General features: G+C 27.3%; 15 protein-coding genes. 3 read left to right on the top strand and 12 right to left on the bottom strand.

The genetic code is table 4. The features are described 5' to 3' along the window. Positions 1-13: 13 nt before the first annotated feature. From ACWXVQ_RS01370 to ACWXVQ_RS01315, 12 genes are all read right to left on the bottom strand, one after another. Positions 14-2,227 (bottom strand): ATP-dependent helicase, encoded by a 2,214-nt coding sequence (locus ACWXVQ_RS01370; protein ID WP_456013309.1) that lies wholly within the window; start codon positions 2,225-2,227, stop codon positions 14-16. Positions 2,228-2,316: 89 nt separating this feature from the next. Next, positions 2,317-2,976 carry an RDD family protein gene (locus ACWXVQ_RS01365; RefSeq protein WP_444704887.1) on the bottom strand — a complete coding sequence of 220 codons (660 nt, stop codon included), beginning with the start codon at positions 2,974-2,976 and terminating at the stop codon, positions 2,317-2,319. Next, on the bottom strand, positions 2,967-3,971 hold the full coding sequence (locus tag ACWXVQ_RS01360; protein ID WP_456013307.1) for a hypothetical protein: 1,005 nt from the start codon (positions 3,969-3,971) through the stop codon (positions 2,967-2,969). Before ACWXVQ_RS01360 ends, ACWXVQ_RS01365 begins: the two co-directional genes overlap by 10 nt. An 11-nt stretch (positions 3,972-3,982) precedes the next feature. Beyond that, positions 3,983-5,326, bottom strand: coding sequence for an asparagine--tRNA ligase (gene asnS, locus ACWXVQ_RS01355; RefSeq protein WP_438340488.1), 1,344 nt, complete (start codon positions 5,324-5,326; stop codon positions 3,983-3,985). Positions 5,327-5,471: 145 nt separating this feature from the next. Further along, positions 5,472-7,226 carry a hypothetical protein gene (locus tag ACWXVQ_RS01350; RefSeq protein ID WP_456013305.1) on the bottom strand — a complete coding sequence of 585 codons (1,755 nt, stop codon included), beginning with the start codon at positions 7,224-7,226 and terminating at the stop codon, positions 5,472-5,474. Between the two features lies 1 nt (position 7,227). After that, positions 7,228-8,091, bottom strand: coding sequence for an ABC transporter permease subunit (locus tag ACWXVQ_RS01345; protein ID WP_438340486.1), 864 nt, complete (start codon positions 8,089-8,091; stop codon positions 7,228-7,230). Beyond that, positions 8,084-8,947 (bottom strand): ABC transporter permease, encoded by an 864-nt coding sequence (locus tag ACWXVQ_RS01340; protein WP_456013303.1) that lies wholly within the window; start codon positions 8,945-8,947, stop codon positions 8,084-8,086. Before ACWXVQ_RS01340 ends, ACWXVQ_RS01345 begins: the two co-directional genes overlap by 8 nt. After that, entirely contained in the window at positions 8,937-10,319 is a 1,383-nt protein-coding gene (locus ACWXVQ_RS01335; protein ID WP_456012532.1) for an ABC transporter ATP-binding protein, read from the bottom strand. Before ACWXVQ_RS01335 ends, ACWXVQ_RS01340 begins: the two co-directional genes overlap by 11 nt. A 17-nt stretch (positions 10,320-10,336) precedes the next feature. After that, positions 10,337-11,980, bottom strand: a complete 1,644-nt coding sequence (locus ACWXVQ_RS01330; protein ID WP_456013301.1) for a hypothetical protein — start codon at positions 11,978-11,980, stop codon at positions 10,337-10,339. Position 11,981: 1 nt separating this feature from the next. After that, positions 11,982-12,869: a GTPase Era gene (gene era / locus ACWXVQ_RS01325; protein ID WP_444704880.1), complete on the bottom strand. Its 888-nt coding sequence runs from the start codon at positions 12,867-12,869 to the stop codon at positions 11,982-11,984. 23 nt (positions 12,870-12,892) lie between these two features. Continuing rightward, a complete protein-coding gene (gene ybeY, locus ACWXVQ_RS01320; protein ID WP_438340481.1) occupies positions 12,893-13,345 on the bottom strand; it encodes an rRNA maturation RNase YbeY in 453 nt (150 codons plus the stop codon). A 46-nt stretch (positions 13,346-13,391) separates the two neighbouring features. After that, positions 13,392-15,407 (bottom strand): Mbov_0121 family peptidase domain-containing ABC transporter, encoded by a 2,016-nt coding sequence (locus ACWXVQ_RS01315; protein WP_456013300.1) that lies wholly within the window; start codon positions 15,405-15,407, stop codon positions 13,392-13,394. Between the two features lie 112 nt (positions 15,408-15,519). On the opposite strand from ACWXVQ_RS01315, the gene ACWXVQ_RS01310 reads away from it, so the two are divergent. From ACWXVQ_RS01310 to ACWXVQ_RS01300, 3 genes are read left to right on the top strand one after another with little or no spacing between them, the layout of a single operon-like run. Further along, on the top strand, positions 15,520-16,197 hold the full coding sequence (locus ACWXVQ_RS01310; protein WP_456013299.1) for a hypothetical protein: 678 nt from the start codon (positions 15,520-15,522) through the stop codon (positions 16,195-16,197). Positions 16,198-16,199: 2 nt separating this feature from the next. Beyond that, entirely contained in the window at positions 16,200-17,591 is a 1,392-nt protein-coding gene (gene gltX / locus ACWXVQ_RS01305) for a glutamate--tRNA ligase (protein ID WP_456013298.1), read from the top strand. Next, positions 17,582-17,980, top strand: a complete 399-nt coding sequence (locus ACWXVQ_RS01300; RefSeq protein WP_438340477.1) for a hypothetical protein — start codon at positions 17,582-17,584, stop codon at positions 17,978-17,980. The genes gltX and ACWXVQ_RS01300 overlap by 10 nt, the downstream gene beginning before the upstream one ends. Positions 17,981-18,146 lie beyond the last annotated feature (166 nt).

The raw sequence follows: 18,146 nt of genomic DNA, 5'->3' as shown, positions 1-18,146 counted from the left end.
TTAAATTAACTCCTTAGTCATTAAGGTCACCATCTCATTTTTTAATTGAGTGATGCGATTTTTCAAATTGTTTTGTGGTTTTTTGTTGTGGAAAGGTTACAGTAATTATTGAGTCAACCATATCAATAATTTCGCCGCGTCCATAGATTTTATGCATTATATAATCTCCGACAACTAAATGGCTATTGTTTTGGTGATTTTCTTCAGCAATAGAAAAATCATTTGCAAGTGTTACAGAACCATTTTGTTCTTTTATACCTGCCTCTCCTAAAAATCTGCTACGTTTAGTAAAACCAGATCTATTAATTGCAAATGAAAGGAAAAGCTTTTTCTTAGCTCTTGTAATTGCAACATATGCAAGCCGTCTTTCTTCTTCAAGACCTTCAATATTTTCTTTATGTGTATTTGAATTAGTTAAAAATGTAAAATCTTTACTTGGTGAAATAGAAATTGCTCTTTTTAGAGGGAATAAACCTTCAGCAAGCCCACAAATAAAAACATAATCAAATTCTAATCCCTTAGCATTGTGCACTGTCATCAATGAAACAAAACTTGTTGCATCGTTTTCGACGTCTCTATCTGTTATTAGTGTAATTTCTTGTAGATATTCATCTATAGTACCATGGGAATTGTTTTTTTCCCATAACTCAATAGCATTTATTAAACTTTGAAAATTTTCTTGTTTTGATTCATAATCTTCTTCGGAAATTTTAAATGTATCAAAATAGTTTATTTTTTTATACATAAACTCTTTGAGCGTGCTGCTTATTGAATTAGTTTTTAAGGCTGCTCTTGCTCACCGAATATCATTAATTAGTGAAGCTAATTTTTGAAGTGTAGTTGTTGAAATACTTAAAGTTTCTTGCAGCTCATCAATATGCGTTTCAATTGCATTGAATAATGTTGTACCTTTATTTCTTGCAAATTCAATTAACTTATCAACGGTTACCTCTCCAATTTTTCTTGAAGGTTTATTTATGATACGTAGAAGCATAATTTCACTACCATCATGAATAACTCTTAAGTATGCTAAAGCATCTTTAATTTCTTCACGTTGATAAAATTTGATTGAGCCAAAAAGCTTATATATTGTACTTTCTCTAATCAAAGCTTCTTCAATTGCTCTTGAGTAGCTATTGGTTCTAAATAAAATAGCAATATTTTTTAATTGCACTCTCGAACGTTTTAATTCTGAAATTTTTCGTGCTATTCACCGGGCTTCAGCTTCTTCGCTATGGCCACAGTAAAATTCAACATCTTCTCCTTCTTCATTTTCTGTATATAGGTTTTTTTCTAGTCTTAATTTATTTTTAATGATTAATTTATTTGCGTAATAAAGAATTTTTTTAGTTGATCGATAATTTTCTTCAAGTTTAATTGTGATAGCATCTGGATAATCCTTGTGAAAATTAATAATTATATTGATATCAGCATTTCTTCAACTATAGATTGTTTGGTCGGGATCTCCTACAATTGTTAATTTATTTGTTGAACAAAGTTTTTGTAGTATTTTGTATTGAATAATGCTTGTGTCTTGAAATTCATCAATTAATAAATAGTCATATCGTTTAGCCCATTTGTTGGCTATATGCTCATATTTTGGGTCATAAAAAAGTTTGTAAACAAAAACTAGTAAGTCATCAAAATCAAGCGCTTTTGATCGTTGCAATCTTTCTTGATAATGCTTGTAAATCAATTCCTTTGTTTCGATAGCTTTTCTTTCTTGTAGAGATAAAGATGTATCAATATTTTCGTTTTCAATATTTAAAAATTCAAATAATGAATTCTTTTTGTTTTGAATGAATGAAATGATTGAACTATAACTGAATTCATTATTAGATATTTCCAATTCATTATAGACTGATTTAAGGATTGCTTTTTGGTCTATTTCATCAATAATTTGGAAATCGTTTTCATAACCTAGCAAATGAATTTCATATCTTAATATTTTTGCACAAATAGCATGGAAAGTACTTATGACAGGAAGTTGTTCAGGATTATTCACCATTGTGATAACGCGCTGTTTCATTTCATTAGCTGCTTTGTTTGAAAAAGTTAGAGCTAAAACGCGTGAAGGTTTTATTCCCAATTCATCAATTAAATAAGATATTTTATATGTTAAAACTCTTGTTTTTCCTGAACCAGCACCAGCAATTATACGAAGTGGTCCGTCATTGTATTCTACTGCTTCTCGTTGTTGTTTATTTAGTTTTTCTAGTTCTATCATCTTCACCCCTTATAATTAAATATACTTTATAATTATAACCTAATTAAACCTATTAATATTTAGTAATAAAAAATAGCCTTAATTTTTGGCTATTTTGTGATATTGATTTTAGGAAGTTCACGTTTTTTTGGTTTAATTTTAAACATTAAATTTTCATCTTCAATAATATCTTCATATCTATTTTTTCAAACGGTTTTTGTTCGCGATAATTTATCATTTCAACTCAGTCTTGTTGATGAAATACCAGAAATAATTAGCAGTATTTGAAGATTTATAGAAATCGTAGCTAGTGCTGTTGGTAATATAACAACAAGCTTTTCAACATTGTTTAATTTTCCGCCGCGAGCAGCTTTTAAAAATGCATCAGTAGACATTAACATGAAACTCATAAAAACAAAAATTCATAAGAATGCAAATAGTCTTTGCCGATCAAAAATAAATTTAGAAGTTCTTCTTTTTTCTTCATCGGAAAGAATTTTGATTTTACATATTAACATTCCAATTGTTTGGCCTTTTAGTATTGTTGGAATAACAATGTATTCAAATATACATAAAAAAATCATCAATAATAACCAAAGGCGAAAGTATATTTCTTTTAGTGTGGTACTTTGTGTGCGAAATTCAGCTTTTTTGTAATTGAATATTATAAAAGAAGTCGCTACAATTAAAACTATGAAAATAAGAAGATCAATTAATGTAGCTAATAATCTTATTCAAAAATTAGCCTTAACATTTTGCTTTATGGTCATATAAATTTTTTAATAATGTGGTCTCATTTTTTACTAAAACCAGACGTTAAATCATAAAGTTTTTGAATATTAAATTCTTTAAAAAAATGATTTGCTTGGAGTTGCTCTACTCAAAAAGGTCTTAGTATTGAAATTTCTTGAATAAGAGAGTTTTTGATGCTAATTAGTGTTTTTTCATCCAATGGATTCTTATTATGTTTTAATGAGCCGACAATTGCAGCAATATAATAGCAATAATTTAGACATTTAGCCAATTCGAGAGCATTTTTAGTTTCAATATCTATTGTATTAAAGGAATTGAATATATTATTTCAATTGCGAGTCAAGGATTTAGGGTTAAAAATTAATGGATTATCATTATTATTAATGATTCATGTGTCTTCGAAAAAAGCATATGTTTTTGAATAAAGAAGGCTTTGAAAAACAGGATTGGGTGAATATTCTAGATTGAGATCCTTTGTTTTAGGTAAGAAAAAAACTTTCTTTAAAATATTTGTCTTAACAATTGAATTGAACATAAAAGGGCTAGTTAATATAAAAGGTAGTTTATTGGTTTCTAAATTGACTAAACTTAACATTGATAAGTGGGCTGACTTGAATAATAATTTGTTTATTACTTGGTTATATCCGGGAACTTGTATGAAATCTGCTTTTTTGGGCGAAGATTTAATAAAATTATCAAATCTTTGAATAAACTCATTTTTTAAATTGGCATATGAGTAAAGAATGAACGTATAAGGGGTTTCAATAAGATCTAAAGCTTGTTTTATTACAACATCGAAATGTTGATGCCCCGAATTAAAGATAATTTTTAATCTTTCGCCTAGCTTTGATTGTAGTTTATCAATTTCTATATAATCCTTTTCTTTCGGTCTATCAAAGGTCAAAATGATATTAAAATTTTGTGATTTTTGTTTATAGATATTGTAAAAAATTTCATTTAGAGGTATTTTTACGTTGTAAATAGGAATAATTATAGTTAGATTTTTTTTCATTAATATCCTTGTTACATTTTAATTTGTCCAGCAACTCTTGGGAAGGGGATGACATCCTTAATGTTAGCAATACCTGTCACATACATCACTAGTCTTTCAAAACCAATGCCAAAACCACTTGATGGTGCATATCCAAATCTACGCAAGTCTATGTATCATTGTAAGGGTTCTTGTGAAATTTTTAAGTCATGCATTCTTTGAACAAGTTTGCTATATCTTGATTCTCTTTGACTACCGCCAATTAATTCCCCTATCCCTGGAACTAATAAATCAAAAGCTGCAACAGTTTTGTTGTCATCATTTTGGTACATATAAAAAGCTTTAATATCTTTTGGATAATTTGTAACAGCGACTGGCCCATTTACAATTTTTTCAGAAAGGAATTTTTCATGTTCTGAAGCTAGATCCATACCAAAAAAAATGTTTTTTTCTTCAAATTGGTCGCTAAAAGGTTTAAGTTTTTCAACCACATCTTTATAATCAATAACTGTTAGTTTGTTATCAAGAAATCTATTTAATGTTTCCAGTAGATCAGGATTGTAAGATTGCAATACCTTCATTTCATCTAAATGTTTGCTTATAGTGTTTTTAATGACAGTTTTTAATAAATCATCTGCAAGGTTAATAATATCCTTTAATTCATAAAAAGCAACCTCAGGTTCAATCATTCAAAACTCAGCTAAATGGCGTGATGTGTGCGAATTTTCGGCTCGAAATGTAGGCCCAAAGGTATAAACCTTCTTAAAACTAGCCGCATATGCTTCAGCATGAAGTTGCCCCGTAACTCCTAGGAATGCTTTTTGCTTGAAAAAGTACTCTTTTGTTTCATCATCAACCAACAAAGTTTCGCCAGCTCCTTCACCATCATTTGAAGTGATAATTGGTGATGCCATGTAAAGAAATTCGTGTTCTTGAAAATATTTGTGGATTTCAAAAGAAAGAGTATTTCTTATTAACATTATACTTTTGAATAAGCTTGTTCTATTTCTTAAGTGAGGAATTTCTCTTAAAAAATCAAGTGAAGTTTCTTTTTTTTGTATAGGAAAATCGTTGTCAACTTGATTGATAACAATTAATGTTTCTAAAATAAGTTCAAGCGGTTGTTGGGCATCTGGTGTGAGGTGAATAATTCCTCTAGCAATTAATGAGGTTCCTAGTGAAATTTGCGCGACATTGAGTTTTTGAATCATTTCCCCTTTAACTACTATTTGTAATGTTGCAACAGTACTCCCATCATTAACAGTTAAGAATCTAATTTTTTCATTTCCTCTATTAGAAACTAATCAACCTTTAACCTCAAACTTTTCATTTTCTCTTATTGTTTCAATGTTTTGTAATAACTTTTTAATTGTCATAACATTGCTCCTAACCAATTCTTTTAATCTAATTTATAATTTATAATTATACTTAAATTTTGTTACTATTTAATTTTTGATAACATTATTAAATGTTTAAATGTTTTTATTCTTAAATTTAAAAGAAAAAATAGGATTAACCTATTTATGATTTTGTTGCTTCGAAATAGTAGGCTGCAATCTTTGTTCGCAGGTTGTTTTCGATAATTGGATATGTGAATAAATGGTAATTTTCATTTGTCGAGGGTTGCTTGAAAATAGATTTGGCAATTTCATCATTTCCAAAATACCATTCATCTAAAAATTTATATGTTAAAAGATCTGTTGGTGTATATGAAATATATTCAAAGTTTATTAGTTCACCTAAGTCGCTTTTAGTAAAAACTTCTTCAAAACTATCTGAAAAAATATCTGTTCCCTTATCAGAATTATTTCTTATAATTCGTAAAAATTCAATATTATCCTCAGTAATTTCACTTTTAAAACTTCTTAAGAATTTTTTTCAATTTTCCAGATTGTTTCAATCAATGCTTTTTAATTTTTGTGATTTTGAAAGAAGTTTGATAATTTCTTGTCTGCTATCACTGTTGAAAATTAACGTTAAAGTATCGATGGAACTATTTAGGTCTTCATTGGTCAGGAATTTTTTTAATGTTTCAAAGAAACGCTTTTCTAGTAATTTCAATCTTTTTTCAATGCTCTCGGCCGATCTGATAATAACGTTGTTGTTATTATATATCAAAGAGCTAATGCTATCTAAAAATTTGGAAGTGTCTTCATCGCTTAGCTTATGGGATATAATTCAACCATCGACAAGGTAATAATTGTTTTTAGGGCGCACAAATCTAATTGTTCCTTCTTCAACTGAAGCAAAATTATCTTCTGAATAATAAGCGTCTAAGGCATCGCCATTATAAATAACTGATGAATCTGAGCGTCCTTGTTTTGGTTCAATAAGGTAGTTAAGCAATTCTAATCCATCGCCACTTAGGTGATTATATGCTGTGTTTTTAATATCATAACCAGAAGAATTTTTGACAAATTCTACGAAAGAATCAATTGCTAGCTTGTAATTATTCTCGTTAAAGTCAAAGAGTTTTCCTTCTCCATTGAAGGTGAATAATTGTTTTCAATTTTTGTTGTCTCGCGATTTATAATTAATGGCCCCAATCATTAAGTTATCAACAAACGCATTAGTTCAACCAATGTGTTGATATTTATTTTCTTTTAGGGTATCAAAAATTTGATTTCAATCGAGTTGCATTGATTTGTTTTCTAATTCTTGAATTGAGGAATTGTTTAGTGTTAAATTAGGTCTACTATTTTTATTAACATTATATGCAACTCCTTTGTCTTGCGCATAATACGGTATAAAGAAGTCATAAAAATGTTCTCATTGGGTGCTAGTATTACTTTTTCAAAGTTTTTTATTTTTGTCTAAAATAAAACCTTTTGAATCTAATTCGCGTTTAGGTAGGTTTACTAGCTTATTGTATATTAGATTATCAAAGTTTTCAAGGTGTTTTCTAACATTTTCTGTGTAAAAAAACTTTCTAACATTTCAGTCATTGGCATCACTTTTTCCGTATAATCTAGCAAAATCAACTTTTCTGACTTTTTTTTCTATAATGAGTTGTGCTGTTTGAAAATCACTTCCAACACCAGCAATCGCTTTGTCTTGGGTTAATGCTTGGGTAAATTCGTTGATTTCCTTGAATTCTTTATAGTTGTAGTCTTTTTTTAGTTTTTCTTTTATAGAAGGCGCTAAATAAGATTCGTAATTATAAATACTTGGCCGGTACTTATTTGAAAGTTTAATTGAGATTGCAAAAATAAAAATTATGGTTATAACAAAAAAGGAAAGTATAAATATTAAGACCTTAAAAATTCTTTTGTTCAATTTATAAGACCTCCTTATAAAAATCCTTTTGTGCTTGTTTTTTACTTAAAACTAGGGATTTTTTAGCTAATTTATTTTGTGTTCCTTTAAAAATAATATATAGTGTATTTATAAATATTACTATTAGAAGCGATATTGCACCAATAGCCAGCGATCATGCCTGAAATTGACCTTCATACAATTGTGTTCCTAACGTTTCCGTATTAGAAACAATTCTTGTAATAATAAAATCATCAAATGACAAAGTCATAGTCATAACAAATGTAAAAATTATAGATCCTAGCATATAAATAAAATATGTTTTAAATCATGTTCTAAATTTTGAATATCCTAAATCCTGACTTGCTTCAAAAATATTTTTGGAAAATTTATCGCTTTTAGGTAGCATTATTAAAATTCCGTATGGAAGACACATAACAGTATGTCCAATAATAGATCTAAAAAAACCTTCACTCGTTGCTTTTAGGGTTCCAAAAAATAAGAAGTTTAGAACAATAGCAAGTGTCAATCCGGTAATAACATCAGGATTTATCATAGGCACATTTGAGGTTGCTTGCACAAAAGATCTTGCCCCTTTATTCTTGTGTCTTCATAGAGCAAAAACAGTTAGTAAGGAGATACTAATAACAAGGACAGAAGTTGCGATCCCAAGAAGAAATGAGTTAACAAATGCTAGACTATGTGATTTAGAAAACAGTTCCTTGTATGCATCAAAAGAAGTTCTATTTCAAGTTGTTACTGAAAAAATTCCTTTATCTGAAGGTGAATTAAAACTGTAAATCGTTCCAAAAATTATTGGTATATAAAGAAAAGCAAGAATCACAAAAACATATGAATATTTTAAAAAGTTTTTAAATTTAGTCATAATTTCCTCCTTGTCTTTTTTTTCTAATTAAGAATGGTATTCCATAAATGATTGCATATATTGATAATAGGACTGCAAGAGTGATAATAACTAATGTTGAAGAATTTGCTAAATCAAACGGGTTGGCTGTGTTGGCAAACTGGTTTATTAGGTTACCAATTAGTTGTTTTTGACTGCCATTTGGTAAGAGTTTGTCTGAAATAATAATAGAGGTTGCAGATATCATTAAAACAATTCCGAAACCACTTAATATTGCTTTGGATGTGTAAGGAATTATAACTTTAAAAACTGTTTTAAATTTTGAATACCCTAAATCCTCCGAGGCTTCCAAAATGTTATTTGGCATATCTTTAATAACCTGGTACAATGGTAGAACCATGAATGGTAGATAAAGATAAACCATACCAAAAACAATAAAGAAATTGTTATTTAACTGATTTTCATCGAAAATTGCCGAGAATAAACCTCTAACTGCTAAAGCTTTTGATATTGTAAAAATAGCTAAGGGACTAAGAATTAGAGTTAAACCCAATATTTTAATAATCTTATATTTAGATCTTGAAACAATATATGCATACGGGAAACCGATTATTAGCGATACAGTTGCAGCAAATAATCCAGTCAGCAGAGACCTTCCTATTATTACCCATGTTGAAGGTTTTAGAGCAATTTCTCAATTTTCTAGTTTTGTTTGCCCTTCTAACGGTTTAAATGCATAAATGCATACAAACACCATAGGTAGGATAATAAATAAAACCGCAAAAATAACATATGGAACTATAAATGTAAATTGCAATTTTGACATCGGTGAAGAAAGTTTTTTGATTTTTTTTACATTTCTTGTACTAGACTTCATTTGTTTGACCTAATTCATTTTCTAATAATTCAAGTTTTTTATCTTTCTTCATTAGGTGGATAGCATCAATATCCCAATCTAAAAATACCTCTTTGCCGACAGCGTATTTTGAAGAAGTTTCTACATAAATAATTTTATCCTTACATTGAACCTCATAATTATAGTAGCTGCCTCCATAGGTTGATTTTATAATTTCTCCCGTTAGTTTAGCTTTTGATTTTACTCTTGTTATAATAATATCTTCTGGTCTTATAAGGGCATCCAAACTTTCTCCGGGCTCAAATTCATCATGAATAGTGTCAAAAGTCTTTGACATAAATTTTACCTTGTTTGCTTTTATGAAAGTAGCGTTAAAAAAGTTTGAATCTCCAATAAAGTTTGCTACTCATTTATTAACTGGAAAATCATAAAGTTCCTTCGGAGTGGTAAATTGTTCTACTTTTCCATCGCGAATAACAGCAATTCTATCGCTCAGTTGCAGTGCTTCATTTCGGTCATGAGTTACAAAAATAAAAGTAAGTTTCAGCTTTTGTTGAATGTCCCTTAAAAGAGTTTGCATTTTTTCTCTTATTTTAGCATCAAGAGCACTTAATGGTTCGTCTAATAAGAGAATTTCAGGTTCAATAACTAGTGATCTTGCGAGTGCTACTCTTTGTTTCATACCACCTGATAAAAAGTTAACGTTTTTCTTTTCGTTGCCGCTTAAGCCAACGAGATCCATAATTTGTTTAACTTCTTTATCCATTTCTTCATTAGTAATTTTTCTAGTTAGGTATCTTTTTTCAAATGCCTCAGTTTTTAAGTCAACATAGTTTTCCCAATATGAATATTTAAAATCCATATCATCAATTCATTGCTGGTATTTTTGTTTCTTTCTTTTTGAAAGCGATGAATTATTATTTAATTCTCTTTCATATAATTCGAATTCTTTGTCGAGATTTTTCATTTTTTGATCGGCAAATTTTCTTCATTTTCTTCTTTGTAGTGTTAATTTATTATGAAATGATTTTGGAAGATTTTCTTTGTTAATTCTCTTAAGTCTTAGACCATATTTAATATTGTTTTCAACATTTAAGTGCGGAAATAGGGCATAGTCTTGGAATATAGTAGAAACATCCCTTTTATGTGGGGAAAGATCCTTAATATCTTTGCCATGAAGTTTAACTTCTCCACGAGTAACCCATTCAAAACCACCAATAATTCTTAAAATAGTAGTTTTGCCAGATCCAGAAGGTCCCAAAAGAGTAATAAATTCACCTTTTTCGATACTAAGATTGACATTGTCTAAAACTAGTTTGTCTTCAAACTCTTTAACAACATCAACAAGTTCAATGATTGCTGAGTTTGTCTTTTTAACTTTCTTTTTTTCCATAATTATTCCTTTCACCATTATGATTTGGTTATTTGATAATAGTAATCAATCATTTTTGTTCTCAATTCAGGATTGAGCGGCTGATACGGTCTAAAATTTATGTCTTTGTTTTCTTTTATATCAAAAATAGAAATTGCTTTTTGATCTTGAATTTTATTGCTATCAATGAAATAAGTTTTTAATAAAAATAACTTTATAGTCTTAAAACTAGGTGTGTAATTTATTACATCAAAGTTTGCAACATTTTGTAAATTTTCGTTTGAAAAGGCATTTCTAAAAAATCTATAGTATTTTTTATAAAATGATAAATCAATGTCTTTTAATGATTTGGCAATTTTATTTTTATCTTTTTTGTTAAAAAGATTTTTTTCTATTTCTTCTTCTGAAATCCCACTATTTTTAATTTCTTTATAAACATTATTTATGTATTTATTATATATTTGTTGGTAGCTTAAACTAACATCCCCAAAAACAAGGTTTTTTAGTGTTTCTAGAAGAGCGTCTGATTCTTTATCATCTGTGTCTTGTGAAATGATTCATGCATCAATATTTTTATATGTATTTTTAGGCCGAACAAACGATATATTATTACTTTGATTTAAATTTGCAAAGTTATCCTTTCCATAATAAGCATCAAGTGCATCGCCATTATACATTATTGCAACATCAGCTTTTCCACGTGCTGGCTCAATTATGCCCGATACAATTTCCTGTCCATCAGTTATAAGTTTATTTCTTTTTGTGTCTTTTATATTGTTGCCAGTTGAAACATTGACAAATTTTGCAAAGTGATCAATAATATTTTTGTAGTTCTCTTTGTTTAAATCTTTTCATTTTCCGAATGAGTTTTTTTGGCTTCCATTGTCAATTAGATTTTTATAAAATTGACCAATCATGGCATTGTCAAGAAATCAATCAGTTCAGTAAAATTTTGGATTTTTATATTTTTTTGATAATGAATTTATTAGATCAAATCAATTTTTTCCGTCTTTAATATCACTGAAATCGGCATTTTCCTTAATATTATTTCTTGTAGATTTTGAAATTTCTGAATTTTCAGGATTATAGGCTATACCTTTGTCAAGAGTAAAATAAGGAATTAAAAATTCATAAAAATGGTCCATACCTTCTTTATTATCTGCTTCAAAGCCAATAACCTCCTTATCTTTATAATAAAGAAAAGGTTTAAAGTTTAACTTGTCAATTTTATTATTTGGATTAATTCTCTTTATTTCCTTTATTATTCAACTATCAAAAAAATCAAATTGTTTTTTTACGTCATTAGTATAAAGATTTAATATGATCTCTTTTTTATTTTTTGCATCATAATTAACATCAAAAACTTTTTTAAAATTAATCTTTTTTAATTTGTTTTCAACGATAAGTTGAGCTATTTGATAATCAGAATTTACCCCTGCTACAGCTTTTTTATTTTTTATTGCTCTTGTAAATTCATCAAGATTCTTAAATGTATGATATGAATAGTTTTTTTTGATCTTGTTAATAGTATTTTTATTAAGGTATGATTCATAGTTATAAATACTTATTTTATAAGGGTTGCTTATTTTTAAAAAAAGTATAATAATAAAAACTACAAAAATAATGCTGATTAAAATAAAGAGGAGTGAAAGCTTTAATTTATGAGTTATTTGAATTTTCATTTTAATATCCAGCTTTCTTAATTTTTTCCTCTTTATCCACTCAATCCTCGTCAACTTTAACTCTTAAAAACAAATTAATAGGATGTTTTAAAACACTGGCGATTTTTTCTCTTGAAGACATTGAAATTGTTTTTATTTTTTGTGCCCCTTTACCAATTACAATACCTTTTTGTGATTCGCTTTTTACATAAATAGTAGCTGAAATTGTATACGGAATTGTTTCGCTATCATTTTCTTTAAATTCATCAATTAGCACAGCGATTGAATGCGGCACTTCATGATATAAATTTTTAATTGCATATTCTCTAATAATTTCTTTAGCTATAAATCTAAGAGAGACATCGCTTAATTGATCTTCCTCAAAAGGCAAATCATCTTCATAAGAATATTTTTTAATTTCATCAATTAAATCAATATAGGATTGTTTATAATCTTTGCCAATACCCAAAACGGTATTAATTCCCAAACTTTTTAATTCATGAGCTTTTTCATCTAATTTTATTTTGTTATCAATTAAATCAATTTTAGTTATTATTGCTATTATTTCGCTATCTGTTGTTTCCTTAATTTTGTTAATAATAAATTTATCGCCTTTTCCTATTTCTTCATTAGCTGGCGTTAAAAATAAGACAATATCAACAGCCTTCATTGTCTCATAACTTTTTTGATTTAGCTTTTCTGATAATAAGAATTCTGCCTTATGGACTCCAGGGGTATCAATAAAAATTATTTGGACTTCATCATCATTGTATATACCTTTAATATTATCTCTTGTTGTTTGGGCAACATTTGAAACTATTGCTAACTCAAAATCTAAAATGTTATTTATTAGCGTACTTTTTCCTACATTTGGTCTTCCTACTAAACCAACATAACAAATTTTTTTCATTTATAAACCTCATAAAAATTTTATTAATATCTAGTGATGTTTAAACGTTTCATAATGTTTTCTACATGTGTATTCATAACTAAAGTTTCTGCTTCTGTTTGGTGGTCAAAACCAAAAAGGTGTGCAACTCCATGGGCAAAAATATAGCAATATTCTCTTTTTAAACTATGATTAAATTTTTTTGCTTGTTTTTTAATTTTTCATGGCGAAATAATTATTTGACCAAGCTCTAAATTTTCAAGAAAATCTAACTCATTAGCTGCTTCTAGTGGGAAGCTTAAAATATCAGTTGTATAGTTTTTGTTTCTATGCAAATTATTAAGTTTTTTCATTTTGAATCTATTAACAAAAAGAAGGTCAACAGACAAATCTTTTGTACTATTAAACTCTACCTTTGCTTCATTGAGTATATTGCAAAAATCTTTCTCAAATTTAAACGTGCTAAAACTGTTATTTTTAATGGTTAATTTATTCATAAAAATAATTATAAATTAACACAAAAAAAATGAAAAAAATTGAATTTTATTTTTTTAGAAAAATAGTTGGGGAATTTTTTAGTAAAAATCTTTTATTATGGCTTGTTTCAATAATAATAGAATTTTCTTGTTTTTTACATATTAATCTAGATATAAGTTCAAACATTTGCTGTGATAAAAATTCAAAACTTTCATCAAGCAAAACCAATTGATATTTTTTTATTAATAGAGGCAATAATTTTATAATTTGTTTTTGTCCCATAGAAAACTTATTTGAGTTTAAAAGTAGATTAGAAAATATATTTATATTTAGCGAATTTATAACACTGATGAAATCTGTATCTTTTAATATTTTTTCTTTTTCCTTATTATTAACATCTGAAAATAAATATGTATATAAATCTATGTTTGGCATATTAAATTCATTACCTGAAAAATAAATTTTTTTCTTAAATCAAGACTTATTTATCTCTTTGATTTCAATATTATTAAAAATAATTGACCCTTTGTAATTTAAATAAAAACCACTTAATAATTTAAACAAAGTACTTTTTCCTGAACCGTTTGGGCCTTGCAATTTCGCACCTTTATCAATAATAAAATTTAAATCATTAATTATATTGCGACGTTCAAATCCAAAGCAAAGCCCTTTGAATTTAATTGTTTTTAAATCTATTATATTATTAATAGAATTTCTTAATCTTGATTGTGGAATATTGATTATAAAATTTAATCTAGTTGAACCGTTCTTAAAAATTTTTCATCCTATAAAAAATTCTTGAAGATTATTGCTTGGTTCAGAAATAATTGTTTGTATTTGCAATATGAAAAATAATTGGCCTAGGTTAGATGTTTTTTGTAATAAAAAAAAGCAATAAATTATTATTGTTGCCATCAAATTTAAAAACCTTAAAATTAAATTTTTTATTGAACTTAATTTATTGATATTAAGATCATCATTTCTATAACTTTTTATATTGTTTAAAAAACTTTGTTTTTCAAGATTTTCTCACAGCATTAGTCCATAAGAATCTTCATTTTTTACTATAAACGAAAGTTTATTTATTTCTTCAACGCTTTTCTGTGTTAGCTTTTTTGATAAAAGGCTAATTTTATTGTTTATAAAATAGCTAACCAAGGTCTTGATTATATTAACAAGTATTACTATTAATATGAATTTTATTTTTACAAAAAATAATAAAGGTATAACTAAGATAATAGAAAATAAAAAGGAAGAGATAAAAGAAATCATAAACGATAAAAAACCGGCTATTGATTCAATCGATAGATATCTTAAGAGAATTTCATTCTTGCTAATTTTTAAAATTTGTTTGTATTCCGCTCCCTCAATGCTATTTATAAATTGTTCTTTTATTGTTGCTGATATTAAATTTTTTAATTTTGTTAATAAAAAATTATTTAATAAGGAAACAACAAGCAAAACCATTGAAATTCAAAAGAAAAACATTATTGTTTTTTGTCCTTCTGATATTTTTATTTGTTGAATACTTGCAAATATATTTTTATTAATAAATGAAAGTAAAAAATTTAAAAAGATAGTAATGAAACTAAATAGGATGCCAATGACTAATGACTTTAAATTAAGTTTAAATTTAAAAGAAAAAAACTTTTCATAAATATTTTTTTGATTACATTCTTGCTGTTTTTTAACTATTATAATTAGACCAGTAAATTGTTTTTTAAATTGCTTAATCTCTATTTTTCTTTTTCCTTTTGTTGAATCTAAAGTAAATACAAAATTATCACTTATGTTTTCAATAATTACATAATGTAGAAAATTGTCTATCTTTGAAATAGCAATTAATGGAAAAGAAGTTTTGAGTTTTAGTATTTCTTCTCATTCAATTTTAAATGCTTCTGTATGGAGGCCAATTTTACTAGCCAACAAACAAAGATTGGTAATATTAATCCCATCCTCAGAATAGGTTGATTCATATTTTAAAAAATTTATATCAACTCATTTTTTTCAATAAAATTTGTGTAATGATTGTAATACATAAAGTCCACAATCTTTAATATCTTCTTGGAACCGAATTTTCATATATTCAATTGTTTCATTATTTAATTTTAACTATGTCTAAATAAAGAAAAAAAAGAGAAATTCTAATTACTTAACAACATTAAAATTTTAAATTTTAGTAAAATTAATAATTATGAAAAAATCTAAAATTAAAAGAAAAATGTTAATTTTTTCTTTATTAGGATCATTGGGCGCGATCTTAGCTCCCTCTGTTTTATCAGCAGCTTGCACGTTTGATTTACCGGTCATATCAATTGTTGATGATCCAAATTTTGTTAGCATAAATGAAAAAGGAGAAAAAATAATTAAAAAACGTAGTGCTAGTTCATTTTATGAATTAAATTCAAAACGTTTATTCAATCCAATTAGCCAGTTTGATGATAAATATAGGCTATTCACAAATGATAGGAAATTAAATAATACACATGATACATCTCATGTTTATAAGATTAAACCTGATTTTCAGTTTTTAAAATTTGGTAATTTATCCGGTCAATATGATTATCGCCTTTTTTCATTTAGATATGATGAATTAGTCGCAAACATTCCTGGCGCTGCTATTCCCAAATATTCTCAATATAAACATAACCCTAAGGCAGTTTTTATTATGTTATATTGAATTAGAAAAAATGTTGAAGCAGCACCTAATTTTATTAATGATGTTATTAGTCCATCAAAATCTCGATTTCCAGAATCTCGCCCTGAAATCGAAGAAGCACCATGAGCTTTCGTTAGAAATACTTCACCTTCGTTAAAAGGTTTTTGACAAGATGTTACTGAACCATTAGTTTTACTTTTTGAAGAGGAATAATTATGAAAACAATAAGAACAAGATATGCCCCAAGTCCAACAGGTTATTTACATATTGGCGGTGCTAGAACCGCTCTATTTAATTATTTATTTGCAAAACATTTTAATGGAACTTTTATTTTTAGATTAGAAGATACTGATGTTGCTAGAAATGTCGAGGGTGGGGAAGAGAGTCAGCTTGAAAACCTTGCTTGACTGGGTATAATACCAGATGAAAGCCCGCTAAAACCTAATAAAAAATACGGCAACTATCGACAATCTGAAAAATTAGCAATTTATAGAGACATTGCTAATAAGTTAATTGCCAAAGGTTTCGCGTATAAGGCATATGATAATTCACAGGAATTAGAGCAACAGCATAAAGAACAAGAGGAAGCTAAAATTGCTTCATTTAGATATGACCCTAATTGATTGAAAATTTCTGATGAAGAAAAGAAACGCAGGGATGAGAATAATGAATATTCAATAAGGCTAAGATTGAAAAAAAATACTATTTATGGATGAAACGATTTAGTTAGGGGTTGAATAGAAGTTAATAGCGATGATATTGGTGATTTTGTTATTATCAAGAGCGATGGTTATCCGACATACAACTTTGCCGTTGTCGTCGATGATCACCAAATGGAAATTAGCCATGTTCTAAGAGGCGAAGAACATATAACAAATACGCCTAAGCAATTAGCAATATATGAGTCTTTAAATTGAACTCCTCCTGTATTCGGACATTTAACCATTATTACTAATATGGAAGGCAAAAAACTATCAAAAAGAGATAAAACTTTGAAGCAATTTATTGAAGATTATAAGAATGAGGGATATAACAGCCATGCAATTTTTAACTTTTTATCTTTATTAGGTTGAACTTCAAAAGATAGCAAGGAAATAATGAGTCATGAGGAATTGATTGAAAAATTTGATCCAGAAAGGTTATCTAAATCACCTTCTAAATTTGATATAGTTAAGATGGATTGATTTTCAAAACAATATATGAAAAAAGTGGAAAACCAAGAAATTATAAAATTAATTAATTCACCATTTTCTGACGAATGAAACAATTTATTTGTTGAAACTTACAAGCAATCAGCGTCAACAATCAATGAGATCAAAAATAATTTAAAAATATATACCAAGCCAAAAGATAATACTACATTGGTGATATCCAATATAGATGTTGTAAAAACATTTAGTAAATTATTGCATCAAAATGATTTTGATATTCAAAACATTCAAATGTGTATTGAACACACAAAGCAGGAATTAAATGTAAAAGGTAAGGATTTATTTATGCCTATTAGAATTGCTGCAACATATGAGGAGCATGGACCAGAATTAGCTAAGGCTATCTATCTTTTTGGCAAAGACATTGTATTTGAAAGACTAAAAAAATGAAGCTAAAATATATTTTAATTTCAGAACAAGAAGGCGAAATATTAAGCAAAGTGGAGACTGATTTTGTCGATTTTAAAGAAAGTAATAGCACTGAATTTACACATATTGAATTTACTGATGAAAAAGTTATGGACTGTATTTTAGATATTAAAAATGATGAAGTAAGAATCTCATATGCCGGTCAATATTTAGAAATGAAGCAGAATGAATTTGTGCCCAATAAACTTATTGTTTCATTTGATCCAAAGAATAAGACAAATAACATTCAGCAAATTCATATTGATATATATTTAATTGAAACAAAAATATCTAATAAAGAAATATCATTTATGTATGACATTTTACAATCAAAAAAAATTCTTGTAAGAAACACTGTTAAACTAGTCTTTGAATAAACAAAAAATCTAATCGATAATTCCGATTAGATTTTTATTTTTTTATACTTAAAGTGGGAAACACAGGAATAAATTAAATGTGATTCCTAATAATTAGGGTTAATTTTAGAAATTCTACAATATCTTAAGAATTTGAAAATTAAAAACCTTGATTTTGATGATAGTT

Source organism: Mycoplasma sp. 527, assembly GCF_053851595.1.
The sequence above is the reverse complement of the archived record's forward strand: the minus strand, read 5'-3'. Positions and strand labels throughout refer to the sequence as shown.